General features: G+C 40.8%; 10 protein-coding genes. 8 read left to right on the plus strand and 2 right to left on the minus strand.

Features of this window, described 5'->3' with window-relative positions; all coding sequences use genetic code 11:
- The first annotated feature begins 3 nt into the window (after positions 1 to 3).
- The 3 genes from ACNKW3_RS03420 (at position 4) to ACNKW3_RS03430 (ending at position 5,009) form a co-directional block, all read left to right on the plus strand.
- Positions 4 to 1,893: a winged helix-turn-helix domain-containing protein gene (locus tag ACNKW3_RS03420; RefSeq protein ID WP_427397864.1), complete on the plus strand. Its 1,890-nt coding sequence runs from the start codon at positions 4 to 6 to the stop codon at positions 1,891 to 1,893.
- A 119-nt stretch (positions 1,894 to 2,012) separates the two neighbouring features.
- Entirely contained in the window at positions 2,013 to 4,514 is a 2,502-nt protein-coding gene (locus ACNKW3_RS03425; RefSeq protein ID WP_427397865.1) for a DUF7453 family protein, read from the plus strand.
- Between the two features lie 57 nt (positions 4,515 to 4,571).
- Positions 4,572 to 5,009: a nucleoside deaminase gene (locus tag ACNKW3_RS03430; protein ID WP_427397866.1), complete on the plus strand. Its 438-nt coding sequence runs from the start codon at positions 4,572 to 4,574 to the stop codon at positions 5,007 to 5,009.
- Between the two features lie 29 nt (positions 5,010 to 5,038).
- Here ACNKW3_RS03430 and ACNKW3_RS03435 read toward each other — a convergent pair whose 3' ends face one another.
- On the minus strand, positions 5,039 to 6,520 hold the full coding sequence (locus ACNKW3_RS03435; protein WP_427397867.1) for a tryptophan halogenase family protein: 1,482 nt from the start codon (positions 6,518 to 6,520) through the stop codon (positions 5,039 to 5,041).
- Positions 6,521 to 6,527: 7 nt separating this feature from the next.
- Positions 6,528 to 7,553 carry a LacI family DNA-binding transcriptional regulator gene (locus tag ACNKW3_RS03440; protein WP_427397868.1) on the minus strand — a complete coding sequence of 342 codons (1,026 nt, stop codon included), beginning with the start codon at positions 7,551 to 7,553 and terminating at the stop codon, positions 6,528 to 6,530.
- A 237-nt stretch (positions 7,554 to 7,790) separates the two neighbouring features.
- Between ACNKW3_RS03440 and ACNKW3_RS03445 the strand changes: the two genes are divergently transcribed.
- The 5 genes from ACNKW3_RS03445 to ACNKW3_RS03465 all read left to right on the plus strand — a co-directional run bounded on the left by ACNKW3_RS03445 (position 7,791) and on the right by ACNKW3_RS03465 (position 16,910).
- Positions 7,791 to 10,520, plus strand: a complete 2,730-nt coding sequence (locus tag ACNKW3_RS03445; protein ID WP_427397869.1) for a TonB-dependent receptor — start codon at positions 7,791 to 7,793, stop codon at positions 10,518 to 10,520.
- A gap of 197 nt (positions 10,521 to 10,717) precedes the next feature.
- Positions 10,718 to 11,596 carry a BadF/BadG/BcrA/BcrD ATPase family protein gene (locus ACNKW3_RS03450; protein WP_427397870.1) on the plus strand — a complete coding sequence of 293 codons (879 nt, stop codon included), beginning with the start codon at positions 10,718 to 10,720 and terminating at the stop codon, positions 11,594 to 11,596.
- On the plus strand, positions 11,593 to 12,591 hold the full coding sequence (nagB-II, locus tag ACNKW3_RS03455; RefSeq protein ID WP_427397871.1) for a glucosamine-6-phosphate deaminase NagB-II: 999 nt from the start codon (positions 11,593 to 11,595) through the stop codon (positions 12,589 to 12,591). The genes ACNKW3_RS03450 and nagB-II overlap by 4 nt, the downstream gene beginning before the upstream one ends.
- On the plus strand, positions 12,592 to 13,707 hold the full coding sequence (gene nagA / locus ACNKW3_RS03460; RefSeq protein ID WP_427397872.1) for an N-acetylglucosamine-6-phosphate deacetylase: 1,116 nt from the start codon (positions 12,592 to 12,594) through the stop codon (positions 13,705 to 13,707).
- 197 nt (positions 13,708 to 13,904) lie between these two features.
- A complete protein-coding gene (locus ACNKW3_RS03465; RefSeq protein WP_427397873.1) occupies positions 13,905 to 16,910 on the plus strand; it encodes a tetratricopeptide repeat protein in 3,006 nt (1,001 codons plus the stop codon).
- Positions 16,911 to 16,927 lie beyond the last annotated feature (17 nt).

The following is a 16,927-nucleotide window of genomic DNA, read 5'->3' on the forward strand; positions in this document are numbered from 1 at the left end:
ATCATGATTTACCATTTGGGTAATATTCAGATTGATACATTGCAATTTACTGTTTCGGTAGATGGCAAGGCTATATCTGTAGAGCCCAAAGTATTCGATTTGATAGTCTACTTAATAAATCATCGTGGTTTAGTTATTACTAGAGATGAATTATTTTCCCAGATATGGAAAGATAGATCGGTCTCAGATACAACCCTCAGTAATCATATAAAGTCAGCCCGGAAAATTCTGGGAGATGATGGTGAGCTTCAAAAAATCATCAAAACCATTAGGGGGAGAGGCTACCAATTCATTGGTAATGTAGAAGAAATATCAACGCATACAGAGTTACAAGTTAATAGCCAACAATCAGGATTCTCCGGTAATATAAAATCTACTAAAAATTGGTCTTCACTGGATTTTAGTTATCTAGTTTATGGAATAATCATTTGTTTCTTAATCGGGTTTTTATGGTTTTTTTCCTCAACACCAACAAAAAGGCAAAATCCGCATATTTTGGTTATGCCCTTTGAAATCTCAAGTTCTGACGATCAATATTGGCAGCCCTTTGCTGATCAAATGACGCGAGAAGTCATACGCAAACTTAGCCAAGTTTCTTCGTTAAAAGTCGTACCAGCTACTTCAGCCTTTTCACTGAATCAACAAAATAATAACCGCAGCATTGAAGAGAATTTACCGCAAGTGAACTTAATTTTAACGGCTGTGGTGAATGTTGCAGGCGACAACAAGGTGCGTATTACAACGGATTTGTTAGAGGTAGACCAACAACAATTTATTTGGAATAAAGCCTATGAAACCGCAATCGACAATACTAACTTTTTCTCTGTACAAGAGGATATAGCACGTTCAGTTACTAACTCATTGAAACTAGTGTTAGGTCAGGCAGAACAGCATGCATTATCAAGTTTTCCAACATCAAACTTAGCCGCATATGAGCTATACGTGAATGGTCAATATGAAGCGAGCAAGCTAAATCATGAAGCGTTAATTCATGCAATCTCTCTATTTGATCAAGCCATTAGCTTAGATCCTGAGTTCGCATTGGCTTATCTAGCAAAAGCAGATGCCTATCGCAATATAATGGCGTATTTCGATACGCCGGCAAAAATATTACCTGAAGTGATCAAAGCTGTCGAAGAAGCGCTTAATCATAAAGTAGACACGGCCGACGCTTTATCATCCCTTGGTTTGGCTTACGCCTTTGCGTGGCGATGGGAAGATGCAATACAAACCTTATCCGCAGCTAAAGACCTTAATCCGAGACTTGCACAAACGGAATTGGGGTTAGCTATTTATTATTCTGGATTGGGGGATACTCAAAACGTTGTCAATTCAATCACACTTGCTGACAAGTTAGATCCTTTGAATGTTGAAATTGCTGATTGGGGACACTGGATATTGGCTGTGGTTGGTGAATTAGAAGCTGCTAAGCAGTGGAGTGAAGAGAAAACAAAGCTTTATCCGAATGTAGGGATGATTTTTAGCGGTGCCAGTATGTCAGCCTCCCTTAGAAATGAGCATTCAGATGCGATTAGACTGGCGGAACAGGGAATTTTACTCGATCCAGAATCACCATACTCCTATTTGGCACTAGCGCAAGTCTACGGCTATGCGGGGCAACCAGAAAAAATTAACGATCTACTTAAACGGGCTGATACATTCGACAGTTACGTTTGTCCCTACGAAAAGGCGATAAATCATATTCTACTAGATGACATTGATCAGGCATTTTCAGATCTACAAGACGCAGTTGATGCTCGCTCTAACTGTTTAGTATTTACCAGACAAGACCCTCGCTTAGCACCTTTGAGAGATGATCCTAGGTACCTGACCTTATTGAAACGTATCGGTTTGGATGATGAATCTATATTGCGATATTCGAAGTTAAACTAAAGCGCGTTTATCGTTTTTCAAAAATTGCGTAGTAAATGCGTAAAAATTAGGTAGTCCATCACTAACACTTAATTGTCATTGTTTTTACACTTTAGTAAGTGCAAAAAAGGACGATGACGATGCAAAAAATTTTAAGGACACAAATAACACCAAAAGTCGCGGCATTGACCGCGTTAACCTATTTCTCGTTTTGTAATTTTACAAGTGCAAATCAAACTTTGGCTGTAGTGCAGACAGGTTTTAGTGTATCGGATGGAAATGGGACCTTTTCAAATTTTACCGTTCCGACTATCAATCGTAGCAACAATATAGTGTTTACGGCGCGATTAGCAGATACAGCAAATGGTATTTTCGATGACAGTGGTATTTACCAAGTAGCATTGCCTTCTACAATAGGACCTGGGGTTTATACTATTGAGCAAATTGCTAGAGAATTTACGGATTTTAATGCGGGTGGTAAGTCGTTTGAATTAGCTGATCTTTTCCTTAATAGCGACTATTTGTTGCAGGACTATCCTATTTTAGTAATGGGCGCAGTAGGAGAATTTAACAACCTTGCTTTAATGCTGCCCTTGGTGCCTTTTTCTGGAGATTTTGGCAATTCAATTATAGTTGCTGAGTCAGGTAGTAATTTTGAGCTAGTAGCAGAAGCTCTAGCGCCGGTGGAGTCGGGAAATGGTGTTTACCGTGGTTTCAGCGTTTTCAGTTTGATCGGCATGAGTAACAACAACGAAGTGACATTTTTTTCTGCATTAAACGAAACTGAAAATGGTGATGTTGATAATACGGCATACTTTAAGCGTTTTAATGACAATTCTGTGGTCGAACTAGTGAGAAAAGGAGATAGTTCTTTTCATGGCATTTTCAGTCATATTGCGGGCGCTTATTCAAACGATATTGGAAATTCAGTATTTTTTGGTTATCACGGCATCATTAATTCAGGACATACAACGGGAATCTATCTGGCACAAGGAAATGGATATGGCCAAGTAGTGTATGAAGGCGATTCAGCGCCAGTAGAATCAGCAGAGCCTAGAATTTTTTCAAGATTAAGTGAAGCCAGAGTTAATAACCAAAATAATGTTGCATTTGTAAGCAGAATTGCTGATTCCGATGGATTTGCTGTCACAAATGGTACGGGTTTATTTTTTTATAATGGCATGTCAATTAGCCCTGTCGTCATGGAGGGTCAATCCACCCCAGATGGCGCGGCAACCTTCGGAGCTTTTGTCCAATTATCTGGCGGTAGTAACATTTCCCCAGCCTTTAATGATCTCGACCAAACTGCATTTGATATCACAATTTTGACTGAGGATGGGCACCAACTCCAAGGGATATTTTTAGCATCAACAGATGAGATTATTGAAGTTGCTCGAAGGCATGACATTTACGATGACGGTACGTTGCAATATTTCCAAGATCCTTTGATCAACAATAATGGTTTAGTACTTTTCCAAGCAGATTTAGCCACACAAGAGGTGATAGGAGATGAGGGGAGTTATTTTATTACCGACGATATCCTAATCATCACTGATGGTGTGCATTACCAGACCGTTGCACGTCAAGGGGATGAGGTTAATGGGAAAGTTATAAAAGATATCACCATAAATTATCAATCTTATGGCACAGCAAACGCGTTTAGTGACAAAGGTTCAGTGGCATATAGAGTTCAGTACGAGGATTTCACTTATGGCATACATGTTTGGAAGCCTGACTTTGGTTGGCGAAACGATGCCTCAACAGGGAGTTGGGACGATATTACGAATTGGAATTTTGCTGGCTTCCCTGATGCTTCTAGTGACCTAGTGTTCGCTTTTGATCAAGATATCATTATTCAAGGGCCATCTGCAGATACTAGTTTGAATTCACTTGAAATCGGCGGCGGAGCAGGTCAAATACAGCTAGATTTGGTAGGAAGTCAATTCACAGTTAATGAACCCATTGTCATTCAAACAGGTTCCATACTAAGTGGATATGGCAATCTTGAGGCAACAATAGAAAATGATGGCAGTATCAGTGTACCTCAAGACCAAATATTGACGGTTCTTGGTAACCTAATAAATACTGGCGAAATTTCTGTTGAATCTGGCTCTCAACTTATTATTAACGGTGATTACAGCGGTAGTGAGCACATACTGGGGCAGGGGCTGGTTTCGTTAAATGGAAGCGTAGATTTAGGTGAAAACCCAAATTTAATCCAGGTCGCTGGAGATCTAAGGCTACAGACAAATGCTAATGTTCAATTACGTATTCAAGGTACAGAGCGAGGTACTCAGTACGATGCTGTTGATGTTGGTGGGGCGGTTGAATTAACTGGGACGCTAAATATTTCACTGAGCGATAGCATGAATTTGACTGCTGGCGATCGATTTGACTTACTAACTGCCGGACAAATCAGTGGTGAATTTGATAATGTTCAATTACCCGAAACCTCAAACTCAAATTTGAATGTATCATTGGAGGCAACGGCTACTGCTGTAACCTTAGTGGTGACGTCAACAAATGTTGAGCCAGAACCTCCTACGCCAGAACCTGAATCGGACAGCGGTGGCGGGTCGCTAGGTCTTTTTGTGCTATTTTTGTTGTTGATTTCTTATTATCGGCGCCTCTATAAACACTAGTAAAATCAATAGATTTTTGTGTATGCTAATAGCATTAGCGAATGTTGGAGTAGAGCATTGGACAAATTTATGCAAGCCGCGATAGAAGAGGCTGAAAAAGGGCTAGCAGAAGGTGGAATTCCGATTGGTTCTGTTATCGTATACCGTGATGAAATCATAGGACGAGGGCACAATAGACGAGTTCAGTCGGGTAGCCCAATTCTGCATGGCGAAATGGACGCGTTCGAAAACGCAGGCCGCAGAAGCGCAGCGGTTTATCGAGAGTGTACTCTCTACACAACGCTTTCTCCTTGTTCCATGTGCAGTGGTGCTATTTTGCTATATGAGATCCCCAAAATTGTAATTGGTGAAAATAAGACATTTTTGGGAGAAGAAGCATTGCTTGCTTCGAGAGGAGTAGAGTTGAGCGTGCTACAGAACCAGACTTGTATCGATTTGATGAAGAACTTTATTGCTGATAAGCCAGAATTGTGGAATGAAGATATAGGTGTGTAAGTGATTACATACTTGCATCTTTATGTTAATTAAACAATCGGAAATTGTTGTTTGTAAAAGTAATGATTTACCGCTTTCTGTAATAGCGCCAAAGACTCCTCATTTTTAGGTGCTACAGGGTTTGGCTGAGTGCCTTTAAATCGTCCCATACCTGCTAAAATGCAATACCAAGAGGGACGCAAATAGACCAACTGTGTATCCAGATGATCCAGCGCAGTTTCAAAACAGGCGCCTGAATCCCATGCATCAAGCAGATAAGCTAAATTGTCCGGAACTTTTATTTGTTCGCGACATGCTCGCCAATAGGCTGTATCTTCACGAGTGTTCAAATAATAATGCGCGGCGATGTAATCACGGATGCCATCAAACATTCGATTGATTTCGTTGTTATAGTTTTGCTGGGCGGTTTGCAATGGATGATTGGATGTAAAACCTTTTTCTAGTTCATAAATCGCATATTGCACCAACATCAAGGCTGTCGCTTCAAGAGGTTCGATAAAACCTTCTGCCAAGCCGATAGCAACACAATTTCCCTGCCAGTGGTTCTCTAATCTTCCTACCTGCATTTTCAAATGACGAGCAGGTACAGATTCGTCAACATTTAATGCTTGGCGAACTTCCGTTTCAGCTTCTTCAGGACTACAAAATTCCGTACTATACACATAGCCGTTACCAATACGGCTGGTTAGTGGGATTTGCCACATCCAGCCATTTTTCAATCCAATAGATTTGGTTTGGGGAACTAAAGGCGCTTGATCACTGTGCAGGGTGCCAATGGCCACAGCAGCATTATTAAACAAGGTATCGCTGTAGCTTATAAAGTTTGCCTTTAAGGCTTGTTTCATCAACAGGCCGCTAAATCCAGAGCAATCAACATAAAGATCGGCGGTAAGTGTCTCACCTGATTCCAAGAGCAAGGATTGAATTTGTGAATTCTGAGTAAATACCTCATTAATTTTACCTTCAATATGATACACCCCTAAATTCAAAGCGAAATTCTTTAGTAAAGCTGCGAGTTTAATGGCGTCAAAATGGTACGCGTAATCTATATCACCTGGTAATTTGACACTGGATGGAGAAAGCCGTTGGCGAACTAATTCTGCCGCGCTGAAGTAATGTTCAGGCTTAACATCTGCATCACCTCTTCCGGTTCTAAGTCGGTTGCAATGCTCGAAAAAGGCATCACCAGTGGATAAATCCAAAGGCGTAAAAAACGGGTGGAAATAAGAGGCAAACCGCTCACTATTGGTCCACTGGGAAAACTCAATCCCTGTTTTGTAAGTGGCATTACATTGAGGCATCCAGTCTTCTTCATGCCAGCCAAGGTCTGCAAAAAATTGCTTTAAAAAAGGAGTAGAGCCTTCTCCCACACCCACTGTACCAATTTGCGAAGATTCTATCAGTGATATTTGGGTTTTCTGCCCCCATTTTTTCGCTAGATAAGCCGCGGTCATCCAACCTGCGATTCCTCCGCCGACAATTACAATGGATTTTGGAAGTTGCACCATCATAGTTGAATTACTGATTAGTAGATTCGCGCACCACTAACTCAGGCACAAATACATGAGCGGGTATACTGGCTTTGTCCTGTCCCAATTTACGCGCTTTTAGCGACTGGATAAGCGTTGCTGTGGCTCGTTCTGCAATTTGGGCCGTCGGCTGAGAAGCTGTGGTTAATGGTGGAAATGTTTGTCGAGAAAAGGGGCTGTTTTCAAACCCGGCAATGGCCAATTGTTTTGGAACATCTATACCTCGCATCCGAGCTCCAAAAAGCGCCCCGGCCGCAATTTCGTCGTTACAGGCAAACACAGCCGTAGGGGGTTGAGTAAGGTTAAGCAATTGTTCTATGCTTTGAACACCTGTGCCAAAAGAATAGGTGCCTTTCATCATAAACTCGGGATGTTGAGCGATGTTATGAGCTTGAAGGGCGGCGGAGAACCCTTTTTGACGTTCAATAGTTGAGTTGTGCTGCTCTTCACCCGCAATAAAAGCAATGTCTTTGTGCCCTTGGTTAATCAAATGTTCGGTAATTTGATAGGCGGCTTCAAAGTCATCCACCAATACACAAGGTTGGGAATCTTTATCAGCTTTGCTACCAGACAATATGCGGACATAACGCACGCCTTTGGTATCGAGTGCTGACAACACATCGGGCATTTCTGATAGCGGTGGTGACAAAATTAAACCCGCTAGTCTCGCGCTTTCCACCATACCAATAATTTCATCAATGATATTTTTGCTACTTGCATCACAAGGGTGGATCAGGAGTTCGTAACCTTTCGCACGACATTCGTTTAAAATACCTTTTTGCATATCAATGATGTAATAGGCATTTGGGTTGTCGTATACGTAGCCAAGGACAAAATTTTCTCGTCCTGCAAGATCTCGAGCCGCTTTGTTTGGTTTGTAGTTCAGTTTTTCTATGGCTTCTTGCACTTTCGCCAGCGTTTCTGGTTTTACGGTTCCTTCGTTGTTGATAACACGGGAAACGGTTTTTATCGAAACCCCTGCATGTTCAGCAACACTTTTAATTGTGGCAGACACTGTGCCTCCAATCTAAAAATTTATGTTAAAAAATATTCAATAAAATCAATAAATTAAAACTAAATCAAAATTTATTTTTTAATTTTATGTTTACAAAAGTAATTTTGTTGCTGTAACGTTAACACTCAATGATAGCGTTGTCATTTAGTTTTTGCGCTAAATTTAGGCACCACTGTCATTTTATTTTTGAAATAAATGACAGCGCTGTCATTTCTTCGGAGAACAAGGACTTCAGTGATGAAACAACATAAATTAAACAATTTAACGCGTGGTTTGAGGTTAGCATTTGCCGTAGGTGCAATCACTGCCACTACCGCGCCTTTCGCAGTTGCACAAGAAAGCACCTCAGAAACAGAAATCATCGAAATTAGCGGTATTCGAGCAAGCCAAGAAGCCAACATTAATACCAAGCGCTTTTCCAATTCTATAGTGGACGCTATTACTGCTGAAGATATTGGGAAATTCCCAGATAAAAACGTCGCTGAATCCTTGTCTCGTATTCCAGGGATCACAATCGACCGTGATTTTGGTGAAGGTCAAGGGGTTACTATTCGTGGTGTTCAACCGGATCAAAACTTAACCTTAGTGAACGGCCAAGCAGTAGGGACAGCGCAATGGTTTGTATTGTCGGATGCAACGCGTAACTTTAACTTTGAGATTTTAGCGTCGGAAATGGTCGCTGGTCTTGAAGTATACAAATCGTCACAAGCAGATTTAGACGAAGGAGCCTTAGGCGGAACCGTTATTCTGCGCACACGCAAGCCTTTAGAGTTGGATGCGAATACTGCTCAAGTTTCGGTAGAAGCACAATACAATGATATCGCAGAAGAAACGGATCCTTCCCTTTCTGGCCTATACAGTTGGAAAAATGATGAAGGCACATTCGGTATTTTAGTGTCAGGTAGTTATCAGCAGCGTACAGTACATCGTGAAACAAACGAAGACTTTGGTTGGTTTGGTCCAAGCATTCCGCGTATCGATCCTTTAGTCGAAGCTCCTCAAGGCGCCAGTGAAAAAGGTGCGATTCCTTGGGGCATGGGCTCAGCTTTGTTCAAGCAAGACCGTAAACGTCAGGGTATAGATGTAACAGCACAATGGTTACCAACTGACGACCTCGACATCTCAGTGCACTATTTGTCATCAAAAATGGAAGCAGATAACGTCAACTCCAACCTAATAGGTATTCCATTTAGAGGCGTTGCTTACATGGGAACCGATACTAACTCGGGAACTGTCAGCAATAATATCGTTGAATCCTTGGCAGTAACAGGCTTGGCGCAACGTCCTGCTTGGGCGCGCCACATGGCCTATGACAATATCTTCCGAGATGGCTCTGAAATGTCGACTGAAATTTTGGATTTGGAAGGTAAATATACCTTAGAAAGCGGTGAACTACATTTCCAACTAGGTACCACTACGGGTGAAGGCACCAACCGAGACTTCTTTACTGAATTTTGGGTAACACCGGATGACGAACGCGCAAATTTTGATTTTTATAATCCTGGTGGAGCAAGTCCTTATATTGATTTCACTACCGCAAGTCCTTGGTTGGCTAACCCAGATGATGAAATGTGGTTAGGCGGTATTTTCGATCAAGCAAACCTTACCGAAGATGAAGAAAACTATCTGCAAATCGACTATTCGCATTTTGTAGAGTGGGGTGCGATTACTGAAATCAAGTCAGGCTTTAAAATTCGAGATAGAAGCTTTGGTCAACATAGATATCGTACTGATTTAGCTAACCTTGCGCCAACAGGTGATGGCAGTTTAGGGCCAGCAAGTGATTTTTGGACAGGTGATATGGTCCATGTTGAACATTCGCAAACCAACGGCGTTGCTGCTAGTTACTTCATGCCAGATAAAGATAGCATGTATAACGCCCTTTACGCTGTGTCCGAGTGTAATGATGCCAATGCAGCAAGTCTTTGTCGCACTACCGATGTATATTTAAAAGACGCATCATTTGATATTGAAGAAGATATCACTGCACTTTACGTGATGGCTAAATTCGACACAGAAGGGTTGCGAGGTAATTTAGGTTTACGTTACGTAGAAACAGATACAACTTCTATGGGTTTTGACTTAAATAGTGGTGATGCTGTTTCTTTTGACGGCGACTATAACGAATGGTTACCTAGCGCGAACATTGCCTATGATGTATCGGAAGACGTAGTTTTACGTTTCGCGGCGGCACGCGTTATTACGCGTCCTGCACCTTTCCAACTAGCGCCTGCAGTGAACCTAACCCCAGAAACCAGTTCTGGAACAGCGGGTAACCCAGCCCTTAACCCATTAACTGCAAATCAGTTTGAAGCGGGTGTGGAATGGTATTTTGATTCTTCTTCTTTGGCGTCGGTAACCTTGTTTAAGAAAGATATCAGCGACTTTATCTTTACTAAAACGGTTTCAAGAGAAATCAACGGCCAACAAATTAACCAGTTAAGCACGCCTGAAAATGGAGGTTCTACTTCGCTTGAAGGCTTTGAATTCCAGATTCAGCATGCATTTGAAAATGGTTTTGGTGGTTACTTTAACTATACCTACACTGAAATTGACGATGCAGAAATTGATGAAGCAGCTCCGGTACTGGATGATGCTGGAAATATCATTGGTGCAACTTTGGCGACTCGTACAGTGAGTTTCCCAAGAACTTCGAAAAATTCATATAATATTGGGGTTTATTACGAGAATGATGTGTACAGCGCTCGTTTAAATTACAACTATCGTTCTGAATATTTCCTTGCTCAAGCTGAAATTGGCGATACATACCGTGATGATCAATCACAGTTAGACGCGCAATTTAGCTGGCATTTCAACGATAACTTAACCTTCAAAGCCGAAGCCTTGAACCTTACAGATGAAATTTGGGAAAATTACTATGTAAGATCCAGCGACGGTGCTCGATTAGGCGGTACACAAAGTGCCAACGGTCGTAGAATCTTTGTGGGCGCTAGTTATAGCTTTTAATTAAAGTCAAAACAGGTAATGTGTAAACAAACGGCAGCTTATTGGCATTTCAATGAGCTGCTTTTTAACCACAACACCACAATTTTAAACATCTGTAGTGTAGTTTTCGTATCAAGCCTTTAGAAAAGACAAGTAAGGTTTCAATCTTGGCAACAATAGTAATCCTAAATTCAGACTAATTATTGAGAAATAATACAATGAGTAGCAAACATTTTTTCATAGGCGTTGATGGTGGTGGTAGTCGCTGTCGAGTTCGCTTAGAGTCTGACGACGGTAAATTACTGGCAAGCGCGGAAAGCGGCCCAGCCAATATAATGCGAAGCCTGGAAACGGCATGTAAATCTATAATGGATGCGACTGAACAAGCCATTAAGCTTTCTGGACAGAAAATGTCTAGCGAACAAATTGTACTTTGTGCTGGATTAGCAGGTGCCAATATTTCGTCTGCTAAAAAAGCGTTTTTAGATCAGCATTTACCTTTTCAAAAAGTGCAGTTAATCAGTGATCTTCATGCAGCTTGTGCAGGCGCTCATGCTGGAGAAAATGGTGCTGTTATCGTTTGCGGTACAGGCTCATCAGCAACCCGTTACCTTGATGGACAGTTTACCGATTATGGTGGCTATGGATTTCCTATTGGAGATAAAGCCAGCGGTGCTTGGTTAGGTTTACAAGCAATTCAATTTTGCCTACAGGCTTTCGATAATTTAAGGCCGAAAGAGGCAACTTTTCATGCAGTCTGTCGTCATCTTAATGCAACATCTGCAGAAGATATTGTACGTAAATGTGCAGATTTTAATTCCAATAATTATGCCGAGATCGTTTTGCCACTATTGCCTCTATTTGAGGAAAAAAACGCAGTGGTGACAGGATTTATAAATGAAGGGCTTGGATATATTCAACGTCTAGCTGACGAAGTATTAATTACTGAAGATATGCGTCTTTGTTTAATCGGTGGTTTAACTCAAATTTATCGTCCAATGTTAAGTAACGCTGTGCAGAAACGAATAAAAGACTGTCAGCTAAGCCCAGAACAAGGCGCTATTTTATTGGCCAAACAGACAGGAGATTTTTCATGACCAATAGCATTATGGCCAAAGAAGCTAGACAAGCTGGCAGCGCTATAGCAGGGCAACTAACGCACAACAAATCAGTGTGCGAGAAAATAGTAGCCAATATAAAAAACCGTCCCATCAATATGATAATGATGATAGCGCGAGGTTCTTCAGATCATGCTGGCGTATTTGCCAAGTACCTTTTTGAAGTTGAACTGGGTATTCCAGTGTGTGCAGCTGCGCCTTCAGTTTCCGGGGTGTTCAATAAACAATTAAAACTTTCCAATGCATTGGTGATTGTGATTTCTCAATCAGGCCGAAGCCCGGATATTTTAAGACAAGCCAAAGACGCCAAAGCCGGTGGAGCTTACACTGTGGCTTTAGTGAATGACGAATCTTCGCCATTGGCTCAATTATGTGATGAAGTTCTGCCTATTCGAGCAGGAGAAGAAAAAGCGGTTGCGGCAACAAAAAGCTATCTCGCCAGTTTATCTGCTCTTTTACAGCTTTGCGCCGTTTGGTCTGAAAATGACGATTTGCTTGCTTCTTTGGATAAATTACCAGCCGCTTTGAATACGGTTTGCGAGCAAACTCAGCAGTTACGCTTAGAGCATTTAACCGCCATGCACAACTGTATCGTATTAGGCCGAGCTTTTGGTTACGCCATAGCTCGAGAGGTCGCCTTGAAATTAAAAGAAGTGTTAGGCATTCATGCCGAGGCTTTTAGCAGCGCAGAGTTTATCCATGGTCCAGTGACATTGGCTGAAAAACCTTTATCTATTATCGATTTAGAAATTCAAGATGAATCCCATAGCTATCATCGTGCTATGATTGAAGATATTGGTCGACGTCGTGCAAAGCTGGTAAAACTTGCTAATGTGTCAAACGATTTTCACCCTAGAGTCTTGCCTTTGCTTTTAATGCAAAGGTTTTATTTAGATATAGAACAGGTTGCGGCAGATATGGGATTAAATCCAGATGCACCTCCTGGATTAAACAAAGTCACGGAGACGGTGTAAATGAAGCTTTGTGTTGAGCGCGCAATCACGCCAGCAGGAATTGTAAACAACGCGGCAATTTCAATCGAAAATGGAGTAATAACTCAGATTGAAGCATCGGTAGATCTACCCGTGCTTTCAGGCACTTTACTTCCTGGCTATGTAGATACGCAAGTCAACGGTGGTGGAGGTGTTTTGTTTAATCAACACCTCGATTATAAAAGTCTAGATGTTCTTGCTAAAGCGCATTTGCAATACGGTACCACATCGATGCTTCCGACGTTAATCACTGATTGTGAGCAGGTAATGGCGAAAGCAGCAGATGCAATCGCTGAAGCCATTGACGCCAATCACCCTACAATTGTTGGTGTGCATTATGAAGGTCCTTTTATAAATGAACTAAAACGTGGTGTACACGATAAACAGTTTATACGTACGCCTAAAGATTCTGAATTGGCAATATTAAGTCGTAAAGACTTAGGTAAAGTCTTGGTCACTGTTGCGCCGGACAATGTGCCCTTAAGTTTTATTCAAGAATTGGTTGCCGAAGGCGTAGTGGTTGCCCTTGGACACAGTAATGCTACCTATGAACAAACCCAAGCCGCGCTTGATGCTGGCGCCACAGGTTTTACCCATCTATACAATGCCATGTCTGCATTGCAATCACGAGCGCCGGGTATGGTTGGAGCGGCACTAAACAACACTTCTGCCTACTGTGGTTTAATCGTTGATCATCATCATGTGCATCCAAGCAGTGCCGCCTTAGCCATTAAAGCTAAAGGTGCAGAACATATAATGTTGGTTACAGATGCAATGGCCCACGTAGGTTGCGAACTTACCGAACTGGAATTTTTCGATACCGTAATTAAACGTGCGGACGGAAAACTAACTACTCCAGATGGAACCCTAGCTGGCTCCTGCTTAGATATGCACCTAGCGGTGGTAAACACTCACAAAGACTTAGGTTTTTCCCTTATTGATTGTAGCCGTATGGCGAGTCAAACGCCGGCTAAATTCATGTCACTTGAAAATAGTCTTGGTAGTATTGCTGTGGGTCAGAAAGCAAATCTGTTATTAGTCAATGACAAACTTGAGCTCGACACTATCTGGCTGAATGGTACGGAAGTGGCAAAGTAATCATTATTTTCAGATTAGAAATCTGAAAAAAGTCAAAATCATTAATGCCGTTCAAATAAGAGCGGCATTTTTTTGCATATAAAACTCTGATCATGCCAACAGTAGGTCATATTGAATTGTGTAGAGATTCACACTATTCTAACAATGAACGAAGTTTGTTTAAGGTTAAATAACTAAAAAACAACTTGCGAGGCACCATGGAAGAACAGCCAACCTCTCCAAATGAAGATTTAATTCAAAAAGCCTACTCAAAATACATCAAGGGCTATGAGCTTATGTTTGGATCTGACGATGACCAAATGCGAGCCATTGAATATTTTGAAGACGCCCAAGCTCTGTATAAAAAAGCCAACTCAAATGATTTCCTTATACCACTGCTCGAACATGGAAAGCTATTAGTCGAACAACGAAAATACCAAGAGGCTGAAACCAAATTCATAGCGTATTTGGAAGCTTCCCCCGACAGCGCTGAGGTTTACAATCAACTAGGATTTTGCCGAACGCAGCAAGGCGAAAATCGATACACCGAAGCCAAATACGATTATAAAAGATCTATAGAATTATATGAATTAGTGGATTCAAATGACAGACAGTATCCTTTAAAGAATTGTGCAGAGTTGCTTCGTAATATTGGGGAATTCCAAGAAGCGGAAAGTCTGTATCGACAAGGACTTAAATTTGGCGATATACCTATGCAAGCTTTTTTGCACAATGGTCTGGGTTTATGTCTCGAAAACCAAGGTGAACAGGGATTTGATGAAGCAATTGAAGAATATCGAATATCAAGTCAGCTATATGATTCATTAGCTTCACCCGACAGAGTCTATCCTTTAAAAAATTGTGCAGAGTTGCTTCGTAAAATTGGGGAATATCGAGAAGCAGAAAGTCTGTATCGAGAAGGACTTAAATTCGGCGATAAATCTATGCAGGCTTATTTGTATAATGGTTTAGGTATTTGTCTCCAAAACCAAGGAGATAGTAAGTTTGATGAGGCAATTGAAAATTATAAAATATCAAGTGAACTTTACGATTCATTAGCTTCAAGCGACAGAATATATCCTCTGAGGAATTGGGGAAATACTTTGAGGTTAAAAGGTGATTATAAAGCAGCTGAAGAAAAGTTACGTGAAGTTGTTACTATAGATGATACCTATGCTGATGCATTTAATACATTAGGTATATGTATAGAAAGGCAAGATGAGTCTCGGATCAAAGAAGCATTAGAATATTACAAAAAATCCACTGAGCTTTATACTGAGCAAGGTTTAAAAGATAAGAAATATTCTCTAAGGAATTGGGGGCTCGTATTAAGTTACTTAGGAGATTATCAAGCTGCAGAAGAGAAGTTCCGGGAAGCATTATCTGAAGATTCTACTTATGCAGACGTTTATAACGACATAGGCATTTGTTTTGAAGTCCAAGGAGAAGAGCATTTCGATGATGCGATAGAAGAATATAGAAAGTCTTGTCTCCAATATGATATCAACGGGCACAATGGCGATAAGCGGTACCCCTTACGCAATTTAGGCAATTTACTTCGAGTTCAAGGAGATTTAAAGGAAGCAGAAGAAGCTCTACTCGAAGCGATTAATGTAGATGAGACCTATGCTCAAGCCTATAATGATTTGGGACTATGCTTAGAAGAACAAGGCATTGAGCGTTTTGAGGAAGCGCAAGAATACTACGAAAAGTCTATACACTGGTACATAAAAACCCTTCCAGACCAAGCATTTTTTCCTTATGGTAATCTGGGAGTTTTACATGCAAAAAAAGGTGAGTATACAAGCGCGTTTGACTATTTCGAAAAAGCAGTAAAAGTGAACAATAGTTCGCCTTTTCCTTATCATAATCTTGCCCATTACCAATTTAAAATTGGAAAATATGAAGAGGGATGGAAGAATTGGCGTGCAGCAATTGCCAGATACAATGAAGCTAAGTCTGACAAAATAGATTATTACAGCTTATCTGACCAAAATACCCTAGCACAACTGATTACCATGCTAGACGCTGATTATGCTGGCGCTGAAGCTTTATATTTAGACGTTTTAGAACATGATAATACTAATCTAAATGCATTGTCTGGTTTGGCGCAACTATATTACGAATCCTTAAATTCAAATGCACCTGTACCAGCCGCTGGAATTGGTTTAGATTGTTATGTAAAGAAAACTATCGCTATATATAACGCAAGAATTACCAAAGACGACAATTGGAAGGATCAGATTGAATTAGCTGATTTCTATCTGAAAACGGGTGCATTTATAGACAGTGAAAAAGTGTTAGAAAAATGCAGATCCTATATATATGATTCTCCTGAAAAAAAGGTCGTTTTTAAAATCATTGAAGGCTTAATACACTTAAATTTAGAGCGCTATAAAAGGGCTAAAAATAGTTTTTCTGAAGCATTGAGATATGAACCTTCAAACATTGAAGCTAAAACTCACTTATCTGATGCACTTTTCAAAATGGAACGTTTTGAAGCTGCCGAATCCGAATATTTAAAATTGCTTCAACTAGCGCCTAATAATATTGATGCGTTAACAGGGTACGCCTCATTGTGTATTGAGTTAGCCGATAATGGCGAGGTAGATCGCTACTGCGTAGCAGAAGAGAATTTAACCAAAGCTATCAATGTTGGCTACAGTACTGAACGCGGATCTAAATTATTGAAAGATAGAGAGCTTTCAGAAGTATACTATTTGCGCGGTTATGCACGGGTTAGAATTTGTGAAACAGACTCATTTAGTGGCAATAATGTTTCTTTAGCAACAGCAGTAAAAGATTTTAAACAGTGTAAAAAGCACGACGATAAAAATTTCAAAGCTGATGCTGCGATCTACAAATTGAACAAAACACTTAATCAACAAATTAAATCCAAGCTTGTTGATACTCTCGGTCCTCTACTTATAAGTCTGCTATCTGTAATTGTATTTATACTTGCTCAAGTCGATTTTTTTGTTGCAGGAAGCATCGGGGCTGAACAGGGGAGCATACTATATCAATCTAGGCTTTCCCAAGAAGTCTATGTAGTGCTGACATTTTCCTCATTAATCTTTTTGACTGCAGGTATCTACCTACCCAATGTGCTTAAACTAAAAGTTGGAGGTATAGAACTAGAGAAAGGTGATGTGCAGCAGACCTCAATAAAAGCGATGAGTATAGGCATTACAAAGAGTTCGAGCATAGGGGCGGCAAAGAGCTAAATTATCCGTAATGAGCA

Source organism: Glaciecola sp. 1036 (assembly GCF_050306235.1).
Taxonomy (GTDB): Bacteria; Pseudomonadota; Gammaproteobacteria; order Enterobacterales; family Alteromonadaceae; genus Glaciecola.